The following is a 20988-nucleotide window of genomic DNA, read 5'->3' as shown; positions in this document are numbered from 1 at the left end:
AATCAATCGTTGCAGTCTAACGAGCAGCTTGCGCTGAGAGGCGGCCGTGCCGCCCGTGGGCTCAACCGAAGCGGCCGGTGATGTAGTCTTCGGTTTCCTTGCGCTTGGGTTTCATGAAAACCTCGCGCGTGGCACCGTACTCGACCAGCTCACCCAGGTACATATAGGCCACGAAGTCGGAGACACGAGCGGCCTGTTGCATGCTGTGGGTCACGATGACGATGGTGTACTTGGTCTTGAGCTCTTGCAGCAGCTCTTCGATCTTGGCGGTGGCGATCGGGTCCAGGGCCGAGCAGGGCTCGTCCAGCAGCAGCACTTCGGGCTCCAGGGCAATGGCGCGGGCAATCACCAGACGTTGTTGCTGACCGCCGGAGAGGCTCAGGCCGCTGCTGTCCAGGCGGTCCTTGACTTCATTCCACAGCGCGGCCTGGCGCAGCGAGCGCTCCACCGTTTCATCCAGCTGGGCACGGTCCTTGACACCCAGCAGGCGCAGGCCGTAGGCCACGTTTTCGTAGATGGATTTGGGGAAGGGGTTGGGCTTCTGGAACACCATGCCGACCCGACGACGCAGCTGGGCCACGTTGACGCTGCGGTCGAAGATGTTCTTCTGGTCCAGCTGCACCTCGCCTTCGATACGGCAGCCATCCACCAGATCGTTCATGCGGTTGAAGCAGCGCAGCAGGGTGGACTTGCCACAGCCGCTGGGGCCAATGAAGGCAACCACATGGCCGCGCGGAATGTTCAGCGAGACGTTGTGCAAGGCCTGCTTGGCACCGTAGAACAGGTTCAGGTTCTTGACCGCCAGGGCCACGTCCAGTTCTTCCAGCGGCTTGAGCGGCACGGCCGACTCAGGCACGGCGGTGGCGATCTTCAGCTTGGGCAGTTCGGCGGTTTGGGTGAGGGAGCTCATGAAAGTCTCTCCAGATCAATAGTGTGGGGCAGAGTGTGGGGCAGGGCGATGCAATCAGGGCATCAGACCGAGTCCAGCTCTTTGAATTTTTCGCGCAGACGGTTGCGCATGCGAATGGCGGTCAGGTTCAAGCCGATGATGACCACCACCAGCAGCATGGCGGTCGCGTAGACCAGGGGCCGTGCAGCTTCGACATTGGGGCTTTGGAATCCCACGTCATAGATGTGGAAGCCCAGGTGCATGAACTTGCGCTCCAGGTGCAGGAAGGGGAAGAAGCCATCGAGCGGCAGTGCCGGCGCCAGCTTGACCACGCCCACCAGCATCAGCGGCGCCACTTCGCCAGCCGCGCGAGCCACGGCCAGGATCAGGCCGGTCATCATGGCCGGGCTGGCAATGGGCAGCACGGTGCGCCACAGGGTCTCGGCCTTGGTTGCACCCAGGGCCAGGCTGCCTTCGCGCACCGAGCGGGGCACGCGGGCCAGGCCTTCTTCGGTGGCCACGATCACCACCGGCAGGGTCAGCAGGGCCAGGGTCAGGGCCGACCACAGGATGCCGGGGCTGCCGAAAGTCGGGCCGGGCAGGGCTTCGGGGAAGAACAGGCGGTCGATATTGCCGCCCAGGAAGTAGACGAAGAAGCCCAGGCCAAACACGCCGTAGACGATGGAGGGCACGCCGGCCAGGTTGTTCACCGAGATGCGGATGATGCGGATCAGGGTGCCTTGCTTGGCGTACTCGCGCATATAGATGCCAGCCATGATGCCCAGCGGCGTCACGATCACGGCCATCAGCAGCACCATCATCACCGTGCCGAAAATGGCGGGGAAGATGCCGCCTTCGGTGTTGGCTTCACGCGGGTCGTCCCAGATGAACTCGCCCAGCTTCTTGGCGTAGTGGCTGATCTTGTCGAACAGGCCCATGGTGTTGGCGCGGTAGACATCGGCCACCTGGGCCAGGGGCACTTCCACTTCGCGGCCGTCGGCCACGCGGGCGACAAAACTGTCGCGGGCCAGTTGCTTGCGCAAGGCGTCGGTCTTTTCCTGCAGGGCGCCGAACTCCTTGTTCAGGGCTTCGCGCTTGGCAGCCAGACTGGCCTTGGCGGCATCGTCCAGGTGGTCTTCCAGTTGCAGGCGGCGTTCGCTCAGGCGCAGGCGCTCGAGCTCGTAGTTGACTTTGCCAATCTCTTGCTTCTCGAGCTTGTGGATCTGCTTGAACAGGTCCTGGGCACGGGCGGTGCGTTCTTGCAGCGGCGCCCAGGCGGCTTCGCCGCTGGCAATCAGTTGACCTTCTTGCTTGACGGCCACCAGATGACCGTAGAAATTGCCCCACTCGCGGCGCTCGACGGTGATGACGTCGTGCGGCTTGGTCTGTTCGCCCAGCAAGGGCAGAGGGAACCAGCGGAAATCCACACCCGACACATCGCGGTTGCCCATCTTGATGAGCACGCGGTCGGTGAAGGTGTCATCACCCGGGATCACGAAGCCCGCTTCGCGCAGGCGGCGCACAGACACCTCTTCGCGTTCACGGATTTCGCCGATCAGGCCGATGGTGGAGCCGTCACGTTCCTTGTAGGTGGTCTCGATGACCGCCTTGGGCCAGAAGTGGCCGAGGCCACGCAGGGCCGTCAGGGCCATCACGCCGGCCACAGCCAGCACGGACACTGCCACGGCACCGGCGGTGAGCCAGATCCAGGGCGAGCCGCTTTTGAACCAGTCTTTCATGATTGATCGTGCTCCGTCAGATGGTGCTGTACTTCTCGCGCAGGCGCTGACGAATCAGCTCGGCGAGGGTGTTGACGAGGAAGGTGAAGGCGAACAACACCAGGGCGGACAGGAAGAGCAGGCGGTAATGGGTTTCACCAACGCCGGCCTCGGGCATTTCGACGCCGATATTGGCGGACAGGGTGCGGAAGCCCGAGAACATGCTGAAGTCCATCACGGCGGTGTTGCCGGTGGCCATCAGCACGATCATGGTTTCACCGACGGCACGGCCCAGGCCGATCATCACGGCCGAGAAGATGCCAGGGCTGGCGGTCAGCAGCACCACGCCCATCATGGTCTGCCAGGGCGTGGCACCCAGGGCCAGCGAACCCGAGGTCAGCGACTTGGGCACGCTGAAGATCGCGTCTTCGGCGATCGAGAAGATGGTCGGGGTGACGGCGAAGCCCATGGCAATGCCCACCACCAGCGAGTTGCGCTGCTCGAAGCTGATACCGGCCGTGTTGGACAACCAGTGCGGCAGGTCACCACCGAAGAAGGCGGCCTCGATCGGGTGGCCCAGCTGGAAGAAACCCCAAATGGCCAGGGCGACAATGGGCATCAGCAGGGCGGCTTCCCAGCCCAGGCCGACACGTTCGACCAGGCTGCGGGGCATCAGGTGCCAGACAAAGGATGCAAGCACCATGGCTGCCGGCAGCAGCAGCAAACTCATCAAGACGCCGGCGAGGTTGTTCTCCACCAGCGGAGCCAGCCACAGGCCGGCCAGGAAACCCAGCACCACGGTCGGCAGCGCGGCCATGACCTCGATCGAGGGCTTGACGATTTCGCGCATGCGTTGGGTCATGAAATAGGCGGTGAAGATGGCGCCCAGGATGGCCAGCGGCATCGCCACCAGCATGGCGTAGGTGGCGGCCTTGATGGTGCCGTAGGTCAGCGGGGCCAGGCTGAACTTGGGTTCAAAGTCAGCATTCGAGGCCGAGCTTTGCCAGACGTAGTCAGGCTCTTCATAGCTCTCGTACCAGACCTTGCTCCACAGGCTGCTGAAGGAGACTTCCGGGTAATGGTTGTCGACGGCGGCGGTGTAGACGCGGCCGGCCTCATCCTGCGCCAGATAGCCATTGCCGCGCGGCGGCACGCCGAGCACGGTCAGCGGCTTGTCACTGAGTTTCTCGACGAAGAGCAGGCGTTGCGAGGTGGCGAAATAGCTGCCCAGATTGCCGGCGGCATCGCCGACGATGAAGCCCTTGCGGAAGAACTCCGGCGCCAGGGCCGTGACCGCAGCCGGCATGGGCTTGAAGTCCCGGATACGGGTCATGCTGAAGTTGGCGCCTTCGGTGCGCACCAGGAACCACTGGCTCAGCTCACCCTTGTCGGTGCCGACGATCAGCGAGTAGCCACCGCTGAGCATGGTCAGGGCCGTGACCTTCTGGCCCTTGGCCAGTTCCACGGTTTCCAGCAGTTTGGGATTGCTCTTGTCGCTGATGTTGTAGCGCGCCAGCTTGGCGTCGCCGTGCAGCACATAGAGCTCGCGTTGCTTGGCTTCCACCACCAGCTGGCGAATGCCGGCGGGCGGGTTGGCGATTTCGGAGCTCTGCACCTCGCTCTTGGTCTCGCCCGTCATCGCATTGTTGCTGATGTTCACGGCGGAGAGCAGCAGGCGTCCGTCTTCCGTGACGGCGGCGATGGTCGAGCCATCGTCCGACTGCTGCATGCCGATCAGCTGAATGGCGCGGCCTTGCGGGTCCAGGGCCAGCGGTGCTTCGCCGACCGGGTAGGCCAGGGCGGGCGTGATCACGCGCTTGTTGTTGGGGAAGCTGACCGAGAAACTTTGCTTGACCAGCAGCACGCGGCCATCCGACAGACCGAAGGCCTGTGAGAAGCTGCGGCGCTCGCCGGTCTCGGCGCTGGTGATGCGCACACCCTCCGGCACGGGCACTTGCACCTGGCCGATGGTCTCGCCCGAGGCGAACTTGAAGAAGGTGATGGCGCCACCTGCGCCCACGCGCGAGCCGATCTCGCGCTGTTCCTCACCCGTCAGGGTGAGGGTGGCTTGAGCGTTGCCGCCCGGGGTGGCGAACTGGGCGCGGTGATCAATGCCAGGCGGCATGAACAGCGGCACCACCACGCTGACCAGATAGACGAAGATGGCCGACACGGCGACGATGACGCTGAGGCCGCCGACGGTCATCAACTTCTCGAACAGCTTGTCGGTCAGCAGGCGCCGGCTCATGGCTCGGTCGACGCTGATGGCCGTTTGGGTGGGACTGGCAGTATTCATGGCTTGGAAAAGTTCCGCGCTGATGGTGGTCAAGGGTGGGCAGGACTGGCCTGCTCACCCTTTTTCTCTCAGAGGCTCAAAGTAAGGACAGAGCCAGGTTTTGTATTCAGGACTTTTGCGCCACGCGCAGGGACTTGAAACGCTCCACCCGGTTCATCGGCTTGCCACCCTTGACGCTGTCCTTGTTCATCACATAGACCAGGGTCTCGCCCTTGGGGCCGCTGCCGATCTCGGTGAAGCTGTAAGGCACTTCTCCGAAGGCCAGGAAGTCCTTCATGTCCTTCAGGTCGCCGAACACGTAGAAGCGATTGCCCTTGAGCACTTCGCCGTAGAACTCGGGCGCGCCGCCGAACTGGCCGCTCAAGGCCTTTTCGCCGAGGCTGGGGCGGTTGCCCTTGACATCGTCGCCGGTGATGCCGAACACCAGGGTCGCGCCGCCCGGGCCTTCACCGATCTTGGTGCGGGTCAGGGTCACTTCGCCGTGGTTCAGGAAGTCCTGGTAGTTCTTCAGATCACCGAAGGCATGGACACGGCCCGACTCGGGCAGCACCACATACAACTCCTTGATCAGTTCAAGCGCCGGCGCAGCGACCGGGGCAGCCACCGGAGCCGGTGCCGGCGCAGCGGCCACCACCGGAGCGGGTGCCGGCGCGGCAGCCGGAGCGGCCACAGGCTGGGTGTTGGCGCAAGCGCTCAAACCCAGGACGGCCACGAGCAGGGCCGAGTTCAGTGCAGTCGTCTTCATTGCTTGGGTTCCTTTGCAGCTTGAGGTCGGGCTGCCGCTGCGCCACGAGGGCTGGGCGGCAGCCGCGTCATCCTCTGGCTTGCTTCTTACTTGCTGATCTCAGCCAGGAAGCGGGTGGCCATGGCGGCGGGCACCGGCACGAAGCCGTCCTTGATGGTCACTTCCTGACCTTGCTTGGACAGCACCATCTTGAAGAACTCGCGCTCCAGCGGGTTCAGCGGCTGGTTGGGCTTCTTGTTCACGTAGACGTACAACACGCGGGCCAGCGGGTAGGTGCCGTCGATGGCGTGCTTGGCATCGGGTTCGACGAAGGGCTCACCGGCCTTCTTCGACAGCGGCAGGGCGCGCACGCCCGAGGTCTTGTAGCCAATGCCCGAGTAGCCCAGGGCATTGATCTGGGTGGACACGCTCTGCACCACCGAAGCCGAACCCGGCTGCTCGGCCACATTGCGCTTGAAGTCGCCCTTGCACAGGCCCACGTCCTTGAAGAAGCCGTAGGTGCCCGAGACCGAGTTACGGCCGTACATGGCGATGTCGCGGCTGGCCCACTCACCGGTCAGGCCGACTTGGCCCCACTTGGTGAAGTCAGACGCGCCGCCGCACTTGCGGCTGACCGACAGGATGGCGTCCAGGTCGGTGATGGTCAGGCCCTTGATCGGGTTGTCCTTGTTGACGTACACAGCCAGGGCATCAATGGCCACGCCGACGGCGGTGGGCTTGTAGCCGTGCTTCTTTTCGAAGCCTTCGACTTCACGGGCAGTCATCAGACGGCTCATCGGGCCGAAGTTGGCGGCGCCTTCGGTCAGGGCCGGCGGCGCGGTGGACGAACCCGCGCCCTGGATCTGGATGTTGACGTTGGGGTAGAGGCGCTTGAACTCCTCGGCCCACAGCGTCATCAGATTGTTCAGCGTGTCAGAGCCCACGCTGGTGAAGTTGCCGGAGACGCCGGATGCCTTTTGATATGCGGGCAGTGCCGGATCCACCTTGACAGCCTGGGCTGTGGCGGAGGTTGCGACAAACATCAAGCCTGCGATTTGCAGGGCAGCGGCAAGGCGAGAAGGGGTCATTCGTCAACTCCAGTGATTAGAAGGGGTGTGCTTTGTCTTGAAGCAGCCCGGATGCTAAACAGCGGTCGTGACAGAGATATGACGGAATTTGACATCCGGCGTCACAAATGAAAATCGCCGCCTGTCATGTGACAAGGCGACGACTGTCATATGTCACTGCCTTCTGGCCCAAGCGGCCCAGGCAGTGGACGCCAAAACGCCCGAAAAAGCCAGCGGGAGCCGGTGAAAATCGCGGGCCTTGACTGAAAACTGAAATATTACAGATGCAGCGCGGCCATGCCGCCCAGGCCAAAACCCAGCAGGCCGAGGCCGACCGTGGCCCATTCCATCCAGCGCTTTTTCGTCAGCAAGGCGATGGCGGCCAAGGCAATCGAAACCTGCAAAGCGGTGGTGGCCTGTGCCCAACGGTGGTGCAAATGCATCTGCTCGGCGCTCTTTTCGTCAAAAGCCTGAGACTCCTTGTCCAGCGCTTCGGCCTTTTCTCGGATGCCGCTTTTCTCTTCCTTGTAGCGTTCGACTTCCTTTTGGTAGCCGGCTTTCTTGTCCTCGGGCACCAGGGCCAAGGCCAGTTCGGCCATGTTTTGCTTGTTGCTCTTGGATTGGTAGAGCGCCCATTGGTTGGCCGCTTCGGTCTTCTTGATGGCGGCATCGTTCTTGTACAGACCGGCATTGGCCTGTGTGGCCCCGCCCATATAAGAGAACATCGCGCCCACAGTGGCCAGGACAGCCGTGATCACCGCCAACTGACCGGCCAGGCCCTTGGGGTCGGCATGGGCAGCATGTTCAATCTCGTGGTCGTGCGGGCCGTGCACATGGAATCCGTGTCCAGACATGGTGGCTTCAGTCCTCTCTCGCTATCCAATCGTTCTGTTTCAAGGCTGGGCGCGGCGCTCGTAACGCACAAAGTCGAAGCGCCAGCCATTTTTCTCGCTGTGCAGCGTCTGCCGCCCAGTCTCCGCAAACTCGGTCGCGGGCCAGGCCGGAAACCAGCTGTCGGCATCCGCAAAGTCGGCGGCCACCTCGGTCAGTTCCAGCACATCGGCATGGGCCAATGCTTCTGCGTAGATCTGCGCGCCTCCGATCACGCAGACCTGGGGCAGGCCGTCACAGGCCCGCAAGGCACTCGGAACATCAGCAAATACCTCGGCCCCGGCCAGCATCAGACCCGGCTGCCGTGACAGAACCATGTTGCGCCGACCCGGCAGGGGCCGAAAACGCTCAGGGAGGGAGTCCCAGGTCTTGCGGCCCATCAGCACCGGCTGTCCTTGAGTCAAGGCCTTGAAATGAGCCATGTCTTCAGGCAAGTGCCAGAGCAAGCCGTTGTCGCGGCCGATCTCTCGACCGCGGCCCAGGGCGGCGACCAGCACGACCCGGGGTCGTGTGGAAATGGCGGGTGTCCGCTGCTCGCTCATACGGCCTCCATGGCCTTGGTGGCCGGGTGAGGGGCGTAGCCCAGCAGCTGAAAGTCCTCCAACTCATCGCTGAAGATGGAATCCGGCCGGCGGCGGATCTTCGTCTGCGGGTAGGCGCGCGACTCGCGGCCAAACTGGGTACGCATCTGGTCAATACGGCTGTTGTAGACAGGGCGATCGCCGCCGGTCCAGGCGAAATCGTCGAGGTCGCACTGCGGCGCCAGCATCTGGGTCAGCAAGGCGTTGCTGGTGATTTTGAAGGGCAGGCCCAGGAAAACGTCGAGGTTGCGCTGGTCGCACGGGCAGGACGTGCGGTCACGCCGGCCCAGCGTCTGAGGCGTCGCGAGCAAAGACCGAAAGGTGGCGTGACGATTTGCGACATCCCATTTCCGAGCCCGAACGGTACGCATAGGTGTTCTTGACGAGGTTTCCAAAAAAGTACCCACAACCGGGCGCCCATGAAAGTAGTGCAGAGACTGCGGGCCGCAATTATGCGGGGCGTGGGGCTGCCAGGTCGGATCACGGCCCGCTCGATCTGGCGAGCAAGAGTTTCCATGGCCCACCGACTGCCGATCCCTGCCAGGGTGAAGAACCTCGAGAACGGCTTGCTGACGCAAACCGGCCCGTTAGGAACGTCCGCACGGTCCGCGCCATGAAGCACGCGCCGGGCGATGGCCGCACATGAGTCGCAATGAGGCCAGGGATGATGTCGGTTGTCTTGAGGCCGCCTTCAGTGTCTGTTCCCTCTGCCGCAGCGTCGCATCGGTTCGCATCGATGCCAAAGTACGGGCGCGTGAGGCCCTCGAGGCGATGCTGTCGTGCGGTGATCCGCGGGGCTTGTTGAGCGAAGACCTGCGCCTGTTGCTGGCGAACTCTGAGGCAAGAAGTTCCCGCAAACCGATTCGATGGGAAGCCTTGGGGACTCTGCCGCGCAGGAGAGGCTGCCTTCTGCAACGCTGAACACGGCCCATCGGACCGGTGATGTCCGAGGCCTCCAGTTTGAAGCTCAGACCCAGGCACGCGGGGGCGTGATGGACCCGCTGCGTCAGCTTGCTGGCACCGGCGATGCCGAACCCCTGGACATGGTCAATCGCCTGTCGGCGTCGTCGCCTGCCCGATGACTGGTGCTTTGACCTGGTCTGTCGGATTCAGGTTGCCCAGGCCCTGCTGCAGGCCCCTGCGGCACCAGAGCACGCAGGGGCAGTTTCCTGACCAGCTTTCCTTACCAGCTGTAGCGCAGCGCAACACCACCCGCCCGCGTGCGGGTGTCCCGGCCGTACTCAGCCTGCAGGTTGAACTCCACGGCCAGCGATGGGCTCAGGCGCAGCTCGGCCTGGCCGGACAGGATGGCCAGGTCGGGCGTGGGCATCAGGCCGTTGACGCTGAAAGCTCGTCCGTTGAGGGTTTTGAATGCGGCAAACATGCGGTGCTCACTCCAGGTCTCGTGAGCCCAACCCACGCGTCCCTTCAGCTGGAGCGAGGCGCCGCTGGGCAGCATCATGCGGCCCTCCACCGCCGTGCCCAACTCGCTGCGCAGCTGGGTGAATGCGCTGCGCTGGTAGCTCAGGGCCAGGTGAGGCTGGGCCGAGGCCTCCTCGTCGTGCGCGTGGATCGTGAAATGCTGCAGTTGCAAGGCCGCGAAGGGGGCGATGCGCCATCCTGGAGGATTGATGCGCAGGCCGGTCTCGATCCGCGCACCCCAGGCCTGGGTGCGCATCTGAGCCTGGTGGTGTGCGCCTGTCAGTTCAAAGCGTCGCTCGGTATCCAGCGTCTGGCGTGAATGCGTCAGCGAGCCCGTCAGGTACAGCTGGCCCCAGCGGCTGTCCGCCTGGCGCACCGCATAGGCGCCCAGCTGAACGCCGGGCCCGCGCGCCTGGTAGCCGTGGGACATCTCCAGGCTGGAGCGGTTGCTCGAGAGTGCGGCGCCCACCATCGTGTTGGCGTCGAGCGAAGTTTCAAGCCCGAAGGCCAGACCGCCCAAGTGGGCCTTGACATCCGAGCTGCCTGCGCCGTCGTAGCTGGCGCTGTGGCGTTCACCCAGGGCCTGGACCCAGGCATGTCGTGTCAGCTGACCCGATGAAGGTGCGGCGGGCAGGGCGCCCAGGCGGTCCGTCAACAGGCGCCCGAACAGGGTGCTCAGCCGAGTGCCGACCGTCGCCACCGTCGTAGCACCGGCGCCGCTGAGGTCCCAGTACACCTGGTGCAGCGCCTCAGGGCTTGACAGGGTCACCAGGCGGGCGGTCAGGTCGCGGTAGTTGTCGCGTGACTCCGACTGGGCGGTGGCCAGCAGGTCGCCCAGTCGCTGCACGTCCTCGTTCATGCCCTCGGGGCTGAAATCGGCGTGCATGCTGAACCCCAGCTTGCCATCCTGAGGGTGCAGGCGGAAGTCCAGGATGGCCGTGTCGGTCACGGACAAGGCGCTGGCGTCCAGGCCCCCGCCCGCGCTGAAGATGGTGCCCAGCGAGTGCGTGCCTGGCGTGATCACGTGAGCGGTCTGCAGCACCGGTTGCAAACGGCCCTTGAGGGTGGCGTTGCCAGTGACGTGCAACTGATCGGCCACCCCGCTGGCATGGTCCATGCGCAGCGCCAGCGTGCCGCCTTCCCCTTGAATCAGATGACCGTCGATGCGCGTGGCAGCACCGGTCTCGCCGCCGTGCATGACCGTGCCCTGGTTGTGCAGCGTGCCACTGCCACCGAGGTTGAGCGTGCCACCGTGCAGCATCTTGCCGCCGCTGTGGTTGTGCACCTCGTTGCGCGCGCCCTCCGTGAGGTGCAGGTCACCCAGCAGCTCACCATGGTTGTGGATGGCGATGTCGCCTCCAATGGTCTGCACTGCGCGACCGGCGTGCCCGTCGGCGCTGCCCACGTACCCCCGGTTGTGCAGTTCGTTGATGGGGCCCTCAAAGTACATGGCGGCTCCGCCGCTGCCGCCCACCAAGCGTGCGCCCTCAGCGACATTGACAATCGGGTCGGTCGAGGATGAGCCCCATAAGGCGTGTGCGTTTTGGCCTGAGGCCGTCACCTTCACACCGGCGGCGTAGTTCACCACCACATCGCCGCTCTTGCCGTCACTGCCTTTGTAGGTGGTGGTCTTGGTTCCGCTGGCGATGATGCCGCCGCCGCCGGCGATCGATTGCGCCACGATAGCGTGAGCGCCATCTCCGCTGGTGCTGATGTCCGCATAGACATTGACCGTCACGGCGCCGGCGTCTCCACGGCCCGTGTTGTGGGTCGGGGTCAAGGCATTGCCCACGCCAATCACGGCGCCACCCCCGCCGCCCACACTCTGGGCCAGGATGCCGTAGGCGTTCACACCCGAGGTGCGGATGGGTGCATAGCTGTTGACCTCCACCTTGCCACCATGGCCGCCGCCGCCGCCCGCGCCGATTGTGGCGCTGTTGCTGGCATAGGCCAGGCCGCCACCATTGCCCACGCTCTGCGCGACGATGCCGATGGATCCGGCCCCTGTGGTGCTGATGGCCGCGCGGTTGTTCACGAGCACAGCCGGCTTGGATCGCTGATCCTCACCCGGATAGGCAGGGCTGCCAGGCAGCCCGCCCAGTTTGGCATTGCTGGCCAGCGCCAGGCTCAAACCGCCGCCGCCGCTGACCGTTTGGGCCACTAAGGCCGGCGCCATGTCGCCGCGTGTGCTGATGCTGCCACCGTCCAGTTGCACCGTGACCGGCCCGCTGAACTTCCAATCGTTCTTGCCATTGGCGGTTGAACCCAGGTTCATCGTGCCGTTGAAGACCTGGCCCGCACGTCCTGCGGCCAGGGCCACGCCGCCGCCATTGGAGACGCTCTGCACCACCAGCCCGGCCGAGTGCAAGCCGCTGGTGCTGATCGAAGGGCTGCCGCTGACGCTGGCATCGAAGGCGCGGCTGCCACTGCCGGTCTGGCCCAGCTGGCCGCTCAGGGTGGCGTTGGTGCTGGTCGCACTGCCGGGCGCCGCCACGGTCGGCGCCACCCGGGAAAACACACCGCCGCCGCCCGCCACGCTTTGCGCCAGCACACCCAGGCTGCCCGCATCAGCGGTGCTGATGGCTCGCGAGCCCAGGTTCACCCGGGCGGTGCCGCCGTCACTGCTGCCGTCGGTGCCGCCGAGCTGGAAGCTCAGGTCCACCCGGCTGGCCTGAGTCAGATTGGTGTGGGCAAAGTAGCCGCCCCCACCGCCAATGCTTTGCGCCACGAGTACGGGCGCATTCATGCCGCTGGTGCTCCAGGCCTGCGAGCCTTTGGATGCATCCACGCTGACCGCCGCACCGGTGGACAGGTTTGTGCTGCTGGCCGCGCTCAGCTTGTGGGTGACGCTGCCTGTTCCCCAGTAGTGGTCCCCGACCAGGCCGCCGCCCGCCCCGATGCTCTGTGCCACCAGGCCGGCGGCCCCATGGCCTTGTGTGCTGATGGCCTGGGCGGTCCAGACGGTCACGTCGCTGCCGATGGCACCGCTGCCGCGCAAAGTGGTCTGCAGCGGGTTCTCCGGGCTGAGCACCATCCCGCCGCCGCCGCCAATGCTCTGGGCCACCAGGCCGTGGCCGAGTGCGCCATGGGTGCGGATGCTGCCCGTCAGTGCGACATCGCCGCTGCACTGACCGGCGCTGTCCAGCCCATTGCACAGGCGCACCACGCCGCCGTTGGCAAAGCCCGGCGCGCCACCCAGGGTGGCTGATCCGAAGGAGGTCGACAGGCCGCCGCCGCCGCCGATGCTCTGGGCCACCAGGCCCGCGGCCCCCGTGCCGCTGGTCTCCACCGCAGCGCTGCTGGACAGCAGCACGCGAGCGCCCGCCTTGGCCTGACTGTTCCCCAGGACGGTGCCGCTGGCCCGGCTGAGGTTGAGACCGCCGCCGCCGCCAATGCTCTGCGCCACCGCCGCATGCGCCAGGTTGCCGGAGGTGCTGACACGCTGACCCAGCGCCAGCTCCACCGTGCCGCCCGCGCCGCCTTTGCCGCCGCTGCCGCCGAGGTTCACGCTGCCGCTGAAGGCGCTGCCCTCGCTGGACGAGGTGGCCGCTGCACCCACGCCACCGCCGCCGCCCACGCTCTGGGCCAGCAGGCCCACGGCCAGGTGTCCTGCGGTGCTCAAGGTCTGGTCGGACAGCAGCCAGATACCGCCGCCATCGCCCCCATCTCCGCCGCTGCCGCCCAGCTGGCTGCTGATCGAGACGCTGCCCAAGCTGCCGGACTGTTGCCAGGCGGCCGCGCCCCCGACACCGCCGCCGCCACCAATGCTCTGTGCCATGACCCCGAAGGCGGCCAAGCCCTGCGTGCTGATGTTGGAGTTGATATCACGCAGAGCCAGCGTCACCGCACCGCCGTTGCCGCCGGCGCCGCCAGCGCCCCCGAGGTTGAGCCCCAGGCTGTAGCTGCTGCCCTTGGCGCTGCTGCTGCTTTGGCTGCTGCCGCCCACGCCGCCGCCGCCGCCGATGCTCTGCGCCATCACTGCGGTGGCGAAATGTCCCTGGGTTGCCAAGGTCGCGGTACCGTTGGCGTTGACGCTCACCGTGCCACCCTGGCCGCCGCCACTGCTGCCACTTTGGCCACCCAGCGCGAGGCTGACCGACTTGGTGTTGTCGCCACCCGTGTTGCTGCTGGCGTTGCCGCCGCTGCCGCCACCGCCGCCAATGCTCTGCACCAAGAGGGCGCGGGCCGCTTCGGCCTCGGTCTTCACGCTGCCAGAGAACAGCGTGACCGCGACATCGCCACCTTTGCCGGATGCACCGCCCTGGCCGCCCAGGGCGAGGGACGCAGCAGCTGTTCCTGTCGATGCGCTGCTCGACGCTGCGCCTCCGGTGCCACCGCCACCCCCGACGCTTTGCGCCACCAGGCCATCTGCGCCCCAACCGCTGGTGCTGATGCTGCCGCCGCTGTTGACCTTGACGGTGCCGCCATCTTGGCCGCTCCCCGCCTTGCCGCCCAAGGCCAGGCTGGTGTTGCTGTTGCCGGCATCGGCGCTGGTAGCGCTGGTGCTGCCCGCCACGCCGCCGCCGCCGCCCACGCTCTGGGCCATCAAGCCCTGAGACATCAGGCCACGGGTTTGCAGCTGGGCGCTGCTGGCCAGGTCCACCGACACATTGCCGCCCCGGCCGCCGCTGCCGCCGCTGGCGCCAAGCGCCAGGCTCACCGCATGGGCGCCGCTGCTGGCGTTGGTGCTGCTGCTGCCGGCCTCACCGCCACCGCCGCCCACACTTTGAGCAAACAAAGCTGTCGAGCGCGCCCCGAGGGTGCTGACTGAAGCCGCAATGGACAGCCGGACATCCCCCCCGTAGCCGCCGCTGCCACCGCTGCCCCCCAGGGCGGCGGCCACCGCCACGCCGCTGGAGGCGGAAGCCGAGCTGCTGCCATTGCCCGTGCTGGCACTGTTGTCACTGCCACTGGCGTCACCCGCGGTGGCTGCCGCGCTGACGGCTCCGCCGCTGCCACCGCCGCCGCCCACGCTCTGGGCGAACACGCCGTGCGACTGCACGCCGCCGGTGCTGATGCTGCTGCCCAGCGCAGTGCCGCAGCTGCCATCGGCCTGGCGCGTGCCACACACCGTCACCGCACCGCCGTGGCCGCCGCCACCCGCGGTGCCCCCCAGTCCCATGGCCACCGAGGCCGAACTGCCTTGGCTGGCCGTGGAGGTGGACGAGCCCCCGTTGCCGCCACCGCCGCCCAGGCTTTGCGCGATCAGCCCGGACGACAAGGCGCCCCGCGTGCTGAGATTGCCGGCGCTGGCATGCACGGCCACCGTGCCCCCATCTCCACCGCCAGCGCCCAAGCCACCCAGCGAGATGGCCACGCTGCTCTTGGCCGCATCGGCATTGCTGCTGCTGCTTCCCCCTTGGCCACCGCCGCCGCCCACACTCTGGGCCAGCAGGGCCGGGGCGTGGGCGATGCTGTGCACGACACCGTCTTGCACCGCGAGGCCTGTGCTTACGCTGCCGCTGTGCTGCACCACCACCGTGCCGCCATGACCCGCCTTGCCACCCGCTCCCCCGAGGGCGAGGCTGGCTGCGTAGCCGGTGCTGGCCCCTGCGGCGCCGCCCTTGGTCGGGGTGCTGCCGGACACGCTGCCGGCGCTGGCCGAGTTGCTCTGGTTGTTGGGCGATGAGCTGGCCGTGCCGGTGCTGGCACTGGTTTTGCCGTCGTCTGCGGCCGGGGTCACGCTGGCGGCCGTGCTGGCCGCCCCCCCGTTGCCACCGCCTCCGCCCACGCTCTGGGCAAACAGCCCGCCGGCGTTGCCCAGCCAGGTGCTGACGCTGCCGGTGTTGATCAGATTGACGTTGCCGCCACTGCCACCGCCGCCGCCGCTGCCGCCCAGACCCAAGGAGGCGGCGGCCTTGCCGCCGGCCTGTGAGGTGGCGCTGACCGAGCCGCCATCACCGCCACCGCCGCCCACGCTCTGGGCAAAGACGCCCAGGGACTGGGTTCCGGCCGTGCCGATGCGGCCGCTGTTGCGCACCTGCACCGAGCCCGCGTCGCCGCCCGTGCCGCCGCTGCCTCCGAGGCTGACGGCGACTGCACTGTTGCCGCCCTTGGCATTGCTGGTGCTGCTGCCGCCGTGACCGCCGCCTCCGCCCACGCTCTGCACATACAGACCGGCCGACAGGTCACCCAAGGTGCTCACCAGCGCGCTGCTGTCCACCGCCACGGCGTTGCCTTTGCCGCCCAGGCCACCGGCGCCGCCGATGCTGAGGGAGGCCCCCACGCCGTTGTCGTTCTTGGCGCTCGAGCTGCTCGGGGCGCCGTTGTCCTGGCTGAACTTCTGCGCCACGGCCACCGTGGCATTGCCCACGGTCGAGCCCACCAGGCCGGTGTACGCGGCCACACCGGCGGCCTCCACCGCGCCCTGTGAGCCGTCCGCGGAGGCCGATGCCGAGCCCCCATGACCACCACCGCCGCCAATGCTCTGCGCCAGCACCCCAGGCGACTGCGCGCCCGTTGTGTTGAGGGCGCCAGTGGGGGTCACCACCACCATGCCGGCATCGCCGCCGCCGGCACCAAAGCCGCCGACGGCCACCGAGGCCGCGTGCTGGTTGCTGACGGCGCTGGCCGACGCGGCACCGCCCTGACCGCCACCGCCGCCGATGCTCTGAGCCACCATGGCCGGGGCCTGCTGACCGAAGGTGCTGACGCTGGGCAAGCTCACCTTGTTGACCGGGGTGCTGCCCGCCGCTGCGCTGGCAGAGCGCCCTTCGGCCTGGCCGTTGGTGATCCAATGCACCGTGGCGGCGCGGGTGTCGTCGCCAAAGCTGGCCCGCAGGTCGGCATAGTTGGCCAGGTACTGGGCCGGGTTGAAGCTGCTGGTCACGCGACCTTCCCCATACCCCCAGTCCCGGTAATGCCGCAGCCCGGCGAGCGGATCGTTGCCCAGGGCGCGGATCAGGTCGGGGTGGGACGCGATGTAGATCAGCGGGTCCACGAAGGCACTCGCGCTGTCGGTCAGTGCCAGTGAGACCGGGGTGCTGCCGGCGGGCGCGCTCGCGCTGCGGCCCTCGCTGACGCCGGTGCTCACGTAGTGATTGGTGGCAGCTGCCAGGTCGCCGTTGAACGAGGCTTGCAGGTCGCTGTAGTTCGCCATGTACTGCGCTGCATTGAAGCTCTGCGTAGGGCGCGCCTCGCCGAAGCCCCAGTCGATGTAGTGCTTGAGGGCAGCCGCCGGGTTGTTGCCATAAGCCTTGAGCAGGTCGGCGTTGCTGGCCAGATAGGTTTGCGCATCGAAGTTCAGCAGCGCATTGCCCGCGTTGCTGCCGCTGCCGCCGCCACCGCCGATCGCCACAGCCGCTGCGGCGGAGCCGGCGATGGCGTGCGAGCTGGCCGCGCCCCCCTGGCCGCCGCTGCCGCCGATGCTTTGCACCAGCACACCTGCTGCACGGTCACCCTGGCCGGCCGCGCCCGAAGCGCTGTTGCGGCTGGGCACGCCTGTTTGCACGGCATCCAGCAAGCGAACGGCGGCCTCGGCCCCGGCGCCGCCGGCAGCCCCCTTGCCGCCCACCGTCACAGCGGCGGCCATGCTCTTGTTGTTGGGGTCGCCCCCAGAGGCTGAGGCCGCAATCGCGGCGGTGGCCCCGCCCTGGCCGCCGCCGCCGCCGATGCTCTGAGCCACCACGCCCACCGCCCCTTGACCCTGGGTGATGATGGTGCTGCGGCCCACCACGGCGACGTTGCCGGCGTTCTGTCCACTACCCCCCGTGGCACCTGCTGCACCCGCCGCGCCGACGGATACCGCCATGGACGGGTTGCCCGTCGATGCGCTGGCCGACAGGGCCGAGCCGCCATTGCCGCCGTTCCCGCCAATGCTCTGCGCCAGCAGGCCGAATGACTGCTGGCCGCTGGTGAGCACCGGCGCATCGGCCTTGATGTTGACCGTACCCCCTTGTCCGCCCGAGCCACCCGTGCCGCCGATGCTGGTTGCCATCGCCACGATGGTGGTGGCCGAACCGGCGGCCGTGAAGCCGCCGCTGCCGCCGTTGCCACCGATGCTTTGAGCCGCCAGGCCTGGGGCCATGTGTCCGCTGGTTTGTACGGGCAGGCGGGCCGTCATGGCCACCAGACCGGCCCTGCCACCGGCGCCACCCGCGCCACCCAGGGAGACGGAGGGCGCTGCCGCCATGCTGACCGAAGCACTGGCGGCCCAGCCGCCGGTGCCGCCCGAACCGCCCAGGCTTTGCCCCAGCACGCCAGGCGATTGGTCGCCCTCGGTGACCAATCGCTGCTCGGGGCCATGGACATGCAGCCAGACATCCCCACCGGTGCCACCCTTGCCACCGCCGCCACCCAGGTTGGCGGCCAGGCTCAGCCCGCCGGCCAGGGCGCCTGCCAGGGTGTGCCCGCCACTGCCGCCATTGCCGCCCAGGCTCTGGCCTTGAATGCCCGGAGAAAAGGCGCCGCGGGTGAGCAGGCTCGCGCCATGGTCGATGCTGACCGTGCCGGCACTGCCCGCATTGCCACCGCCACCGCCCACGGCCAGCGCGACACTGCCCTGAAAGGACAGCGCACCTGCGGCGCTGAAGCCGCCTTGTCCGCCGCCGCCGCCGATGCTCTGCGCCAGGATGCCTGGCGCATGGCCGACCTGACTGGATTGGGCGGCGATGGCGCCGGTGTTGTTGACCTGCACGGATGAAGCCGCAGCGCCAGAGCCGCCACTGCCTCCCTTGCCGATGCTGATGCTGCCCATGCCCGCCACGGTGCCCGCGATGGCATGGCCACCCGAGCCGCCGCCGCCGCCAATGCTCTGGGCCAGCAGCACGGGGGCACCACCGCCCTGGGTGGTCAGCGCCCCCTTGTTGCTGACGTTGACTGTGCCCGCATGGTTGCCCGAGCCGCCGCTGCCGCCCACGCTGACCGCGCCGGCCACGAACTCCGCGCCGGACAGGGCCACCGAGAACCCGCCATGGCCGCCACCGCCGCCAATGCTCTGGGCCACCAGGGCGCTCGCGCCGCTGCCCTGGGTGGTGATTGCGCCACGTCCGTAAGTCGGATTGCTGCTGCTGTCCTCATTGACGAGGGTCACGTTGCCGCCGGTTCCACCCGTGGCACCATCGCCGCCGACCGCCAGGGAGCCGGCATAGCGTCCCGAGGCCGCCAAAGTGATGGCCGAGCCCCCATTGCCGCCGCCGCCGCCAATGCTCTGGGCCACCAGACCTTGTGATCCTTCGCCGCTGGTGTTGATCACGCCACCGGGGTTGTGGACCGCCACAGCACCGGCCGCTTGACCACTGCCCGCTTTGCCGCCCACACCCAAAGAGGCCGAGCTGCCGGTGTACGCCAGGCTCAGGTCCATGGTGCTGCCGCCGGAGCCGCCACCGCCGCCGATGCTCTGGGCCAGCAGCCCAGGTGATTGCGCCCCGGAGGTGTTGATGCTCTGCCCATTGCTGCTGGCAAAGACCTGCCCCCCGGTGCCTGCCGCGCCGCCGCTGCCGCCGAATCCCAGCGACTGCGAGCCGATCAGGCTGCCGGACAGCGACATGGCGTAGCCGCCCGCGCCCCCGCCGCCGCCAATGCTCTGGGCCACGATGCCAGGCGAGGCGAGGCCGGTGGTGGCGATGCGGAAGTCTGTTCGGACCGCGGTCAGCACAGGGGTTCCGGCGCAGGGGCTGAAGCTGGAGGAGAGGGCGCTGTAGCTGTTGCAGTTCACCAGCACATTGCCGCCGTTGCCACCGCCTCCGCCGGCACCCCCATGAGACACGGCGGCACTGTCGCCGGCCAGGGCTGTCGCATAAGCAAGGGCCCCGCCCGCACTGCCGCCGCCGCCGCCAATGCTCTGGGCCAGCAAGCCGGGTGAGCTGATCTCGGCGGTTCCGAGGTGACCGACATGCGTGACCAGCACCTGCGCGCCTGCGCCGCCACTGCCGCCGGTTCCGCCCACGGCCATGGCCGAGGCATTGCCGAAAATGGTCGTCGCCTTGCCTTTGGCCTTGGCAAAGCCGCCCACGCCGCCACCGCCGCCGATGCTCTGGGCCACCAGCGCGATGGCACCCCCTGCGCTCGAGTCATCGGCCGTCCAGCGGTCCTGACCGTTGCAGGCGACGCCGGTGCACAGACTGTTCCAGTTGATGACGGTCACGGCGCCACCGTCACCGCCCGCGCCGCCGGCGCCGCCGACGGCCGTGGTCTTGCTGCCGCTGGAAATGGCCATGCCGCCCGAGCCGCCGCCGCCGCCAATGGCCTGGGCGAACAAGGCGGTGCTCGCGGGACTGAACACAGAAACCGATCCGGTGTTGTTCACCACCACGGCGCCCGCATGCCCGGCTGCCCCACCATCTGCACCCAGGATATGAAGCCCTGCACTGGCGCCGGCATGGCCGCCGCCGCCGCCGACCGACTGCGCGGCCAGGCCGAATCCGCCCACGGGATTGCAGTTCGTGGTGACACTGTCGCTGCAGCCCAGGCGGGATCCTGATCCGACCAGCAGCGCCCCCGTGTTGTCCACGGCCAGGGTGCCGCCATTGCCACCCGTGCCGCCACTGCCACTGTGGCTTTTGGTGTTCACACCGCCATCACCACCAAAGCCGCCAATGCTCTGCGCAGACATCGCGTTACCGCCGTCGGTCAGGATCTTGGCGGTGTTGCGCAGCACCACATCACCCCCGGTGCCTCCGCTTTTGCCACTGCCCGCATTGGCTTTGTTGGCGGCATCGCCGCCGGTGCCACCGGCGCCGCCACCGCTTTGGGCCACCAGCCCCGCCGCACCGAGCCCACCACTGACCTGCATGGACAGCGCGTTCTCCAGCCGGACATTGCCGCCAGCACCGCCCGCCCCGCCATCGCCTCCCTTGTAGTCGTCTTTGCCGCGGGTGTTGTCGCCACCATTGCCGCCCGAGCCACCATGGCTGACCGCCACCACGCCGGTGCTCGTGGTGCTGTAGATTGCTTCTGCCGGGTTGGCGCCGGGCTTCACGAACACGGTCACGGAGCCGCCTGCACCGCCAGGGCGACCGTCAAAGTCGCCCTTGCCGCATTGACCGGAAGGGTCACCATTGCCGCCATTGCCGCCATTGCCGCCGCTGCTGCTCACGCCGATGAGCGTCCCTGGGTAGCTCAGGGACACGAGGCCGAGCTTGATCGTCTCGTCAATCGAAGGGCCGGTACCGCCCGCCGTACCCGGTACGGGGCCACTGACGCAAGAGCCACCGCCGACCGCATCCTTGCCCGCGGTGCCATTGGCGCCACTGCGGGCATCGGACACGTAATAGTTGGGGCCGGCCGTGACCGCCTGTGGCCAGGCTGCAGTTGGTGCGCACAGGCACAGAATGCCCCAGCCTTGCGCCAGCATCAGCCGACGTGAGGGGCGATTGGCAAAAGCCCCGTGAAACGCGTGCGCGCTCGTGTCGACGTCGGTGGCAGAGGAAGTGATACGTGGAGTCATGGCAGAAGACGGCA

9 protein-coding genes are annotated in these 20988 nt (G+C 67.4%); all 9 read right to left on the bottom strand.

Annotation, left to right across the window (positions count from 1 at the left end; genetic code table 11):
- Positions 1-61: 61 nt before the first annotated feature.
- The 9 genes from pstB to OOB33_RS16815 all read right to left on the bottom strand — a co-directional run bounded on the left by pstB (position 62) and on the right by OOB33_RS16815 (position 20974).
- A complete protein-coding gene (pstB, locus tag OOB33_RS16855) occupies positions 62-910 on the bottom strand; it encodes a phosphate ABC transporter ATP-binding protein PstB (protein ID WP_102766751.1) in 849 nt (282 codons plus the stop codon).
- A gap of 62 nt (positions 911-972) precedes the next feature.
- A complete protein-coding gene (pstA, locus tag OOB33_RS16850) occupies positions 973-2628 on the bottom strand; it encodes a phosphate ABC transporter permease PstA (protein WP_102766750.1) in 1656 nt (551 codons plus the stop codon).
- Positions 2629-2644: 16 nt separating this feature from the next.
- Positions 2645-4903: an ABC transporter permease subunit gene (locus tag OOB33_RS16845; protein WP_271009520.1), complete on the bottom strand. Its 2259-nt coding sequence runs from the start codon at positions 4901-4903 to the stop codon at positions 2645-2647.
- 106 nt (positions 4904-5009) lie between these two features.
- Positions 5010-5648 carry a hypothetical protein gene (locus OOB33_RS16840; protein WP_165794469.1) on the bottom strand — a complete coding sequence of 213 codons (639 nt, stop codon included), beginning with the start codon at positions 5646-5648 and terminating at the stop codon, positions 5010-5012.
- Positions 5649-5734: 86 nt separating this feature from the next.
- Complete coding sequence (locus OOB33_RS16835; RefSeq protein WP_271009519.1) at positions 5735-6715, bottom strand: PstS family phosphate ABC transporter substrate-binding protein; 981 nt, start codon at positions 6713-6715, stop codon at positions 5735-5737.
- A 257-nt stretch (positions 6716-6972) separates the two neighbouring features.
- Positions 6973-7548, bottom strand: a complete 576-nt coding sequence (locus tag OOB33_RS16830; RefSeq protein ID WP_102766746.1) for a DUF4337 domain-containing protein — start codon at positions 7546-7548, stop codon at positions 6973-6975.
- Positions 7549-7587: 39 nt separating this feature from the next.
- A complete protein-coding gene (locus tag OOB33_RS16825) occupies positions 7588-8127 on the bottom strand; it encodes a dihydrofolate reductase (protein ID WP_171828877.1) in 540 nt (179 codons plus the stop codon).
- Entirely contained in the window at positions 8124-8477 is a 354-nt protein-coding gene (locus OOB33_RS16820) for a thymidylate synthase (protein ID WP_271009518.1), read from the bottom strand. The genes OOB33_RS16825 and OOB33_RS16820 overlap by 4 nt, the downstream gene beginning before the upstream one ends.
- A gap of 872 nt (positions 8478-9349) precedes the next feature.
- A complete protein-coding gene (locus tag OOB33_RS16815; RefSeq protein ID WP_271009517.1) occupies positions 9350-20974 on the bottom strand; it encodes an autotransporter outer membrane beta-barrel domain-containing protein in 11625 nt (3874 codons plus the stop codon).
- Between the last annotated feature and the right edge of the window lie 14 nt (positions 20975-20988).

Source organism: Paucibacter sp. B51, assembly GCF_027863535.1.
Classification (GTDB): domain Bacteria; phylum Pseudomonadota; class Gammaproteobacteria; order Burkholderiales; family Burkholderiaceae_C; genus Paucibacter_A; species Paucibacter_A aquatilis.
The sequence above is the reverse complement of the archived record's forward strand: the minus strand, read 5'-3'. Positions and strand labels throughout refer to the sequence as shown.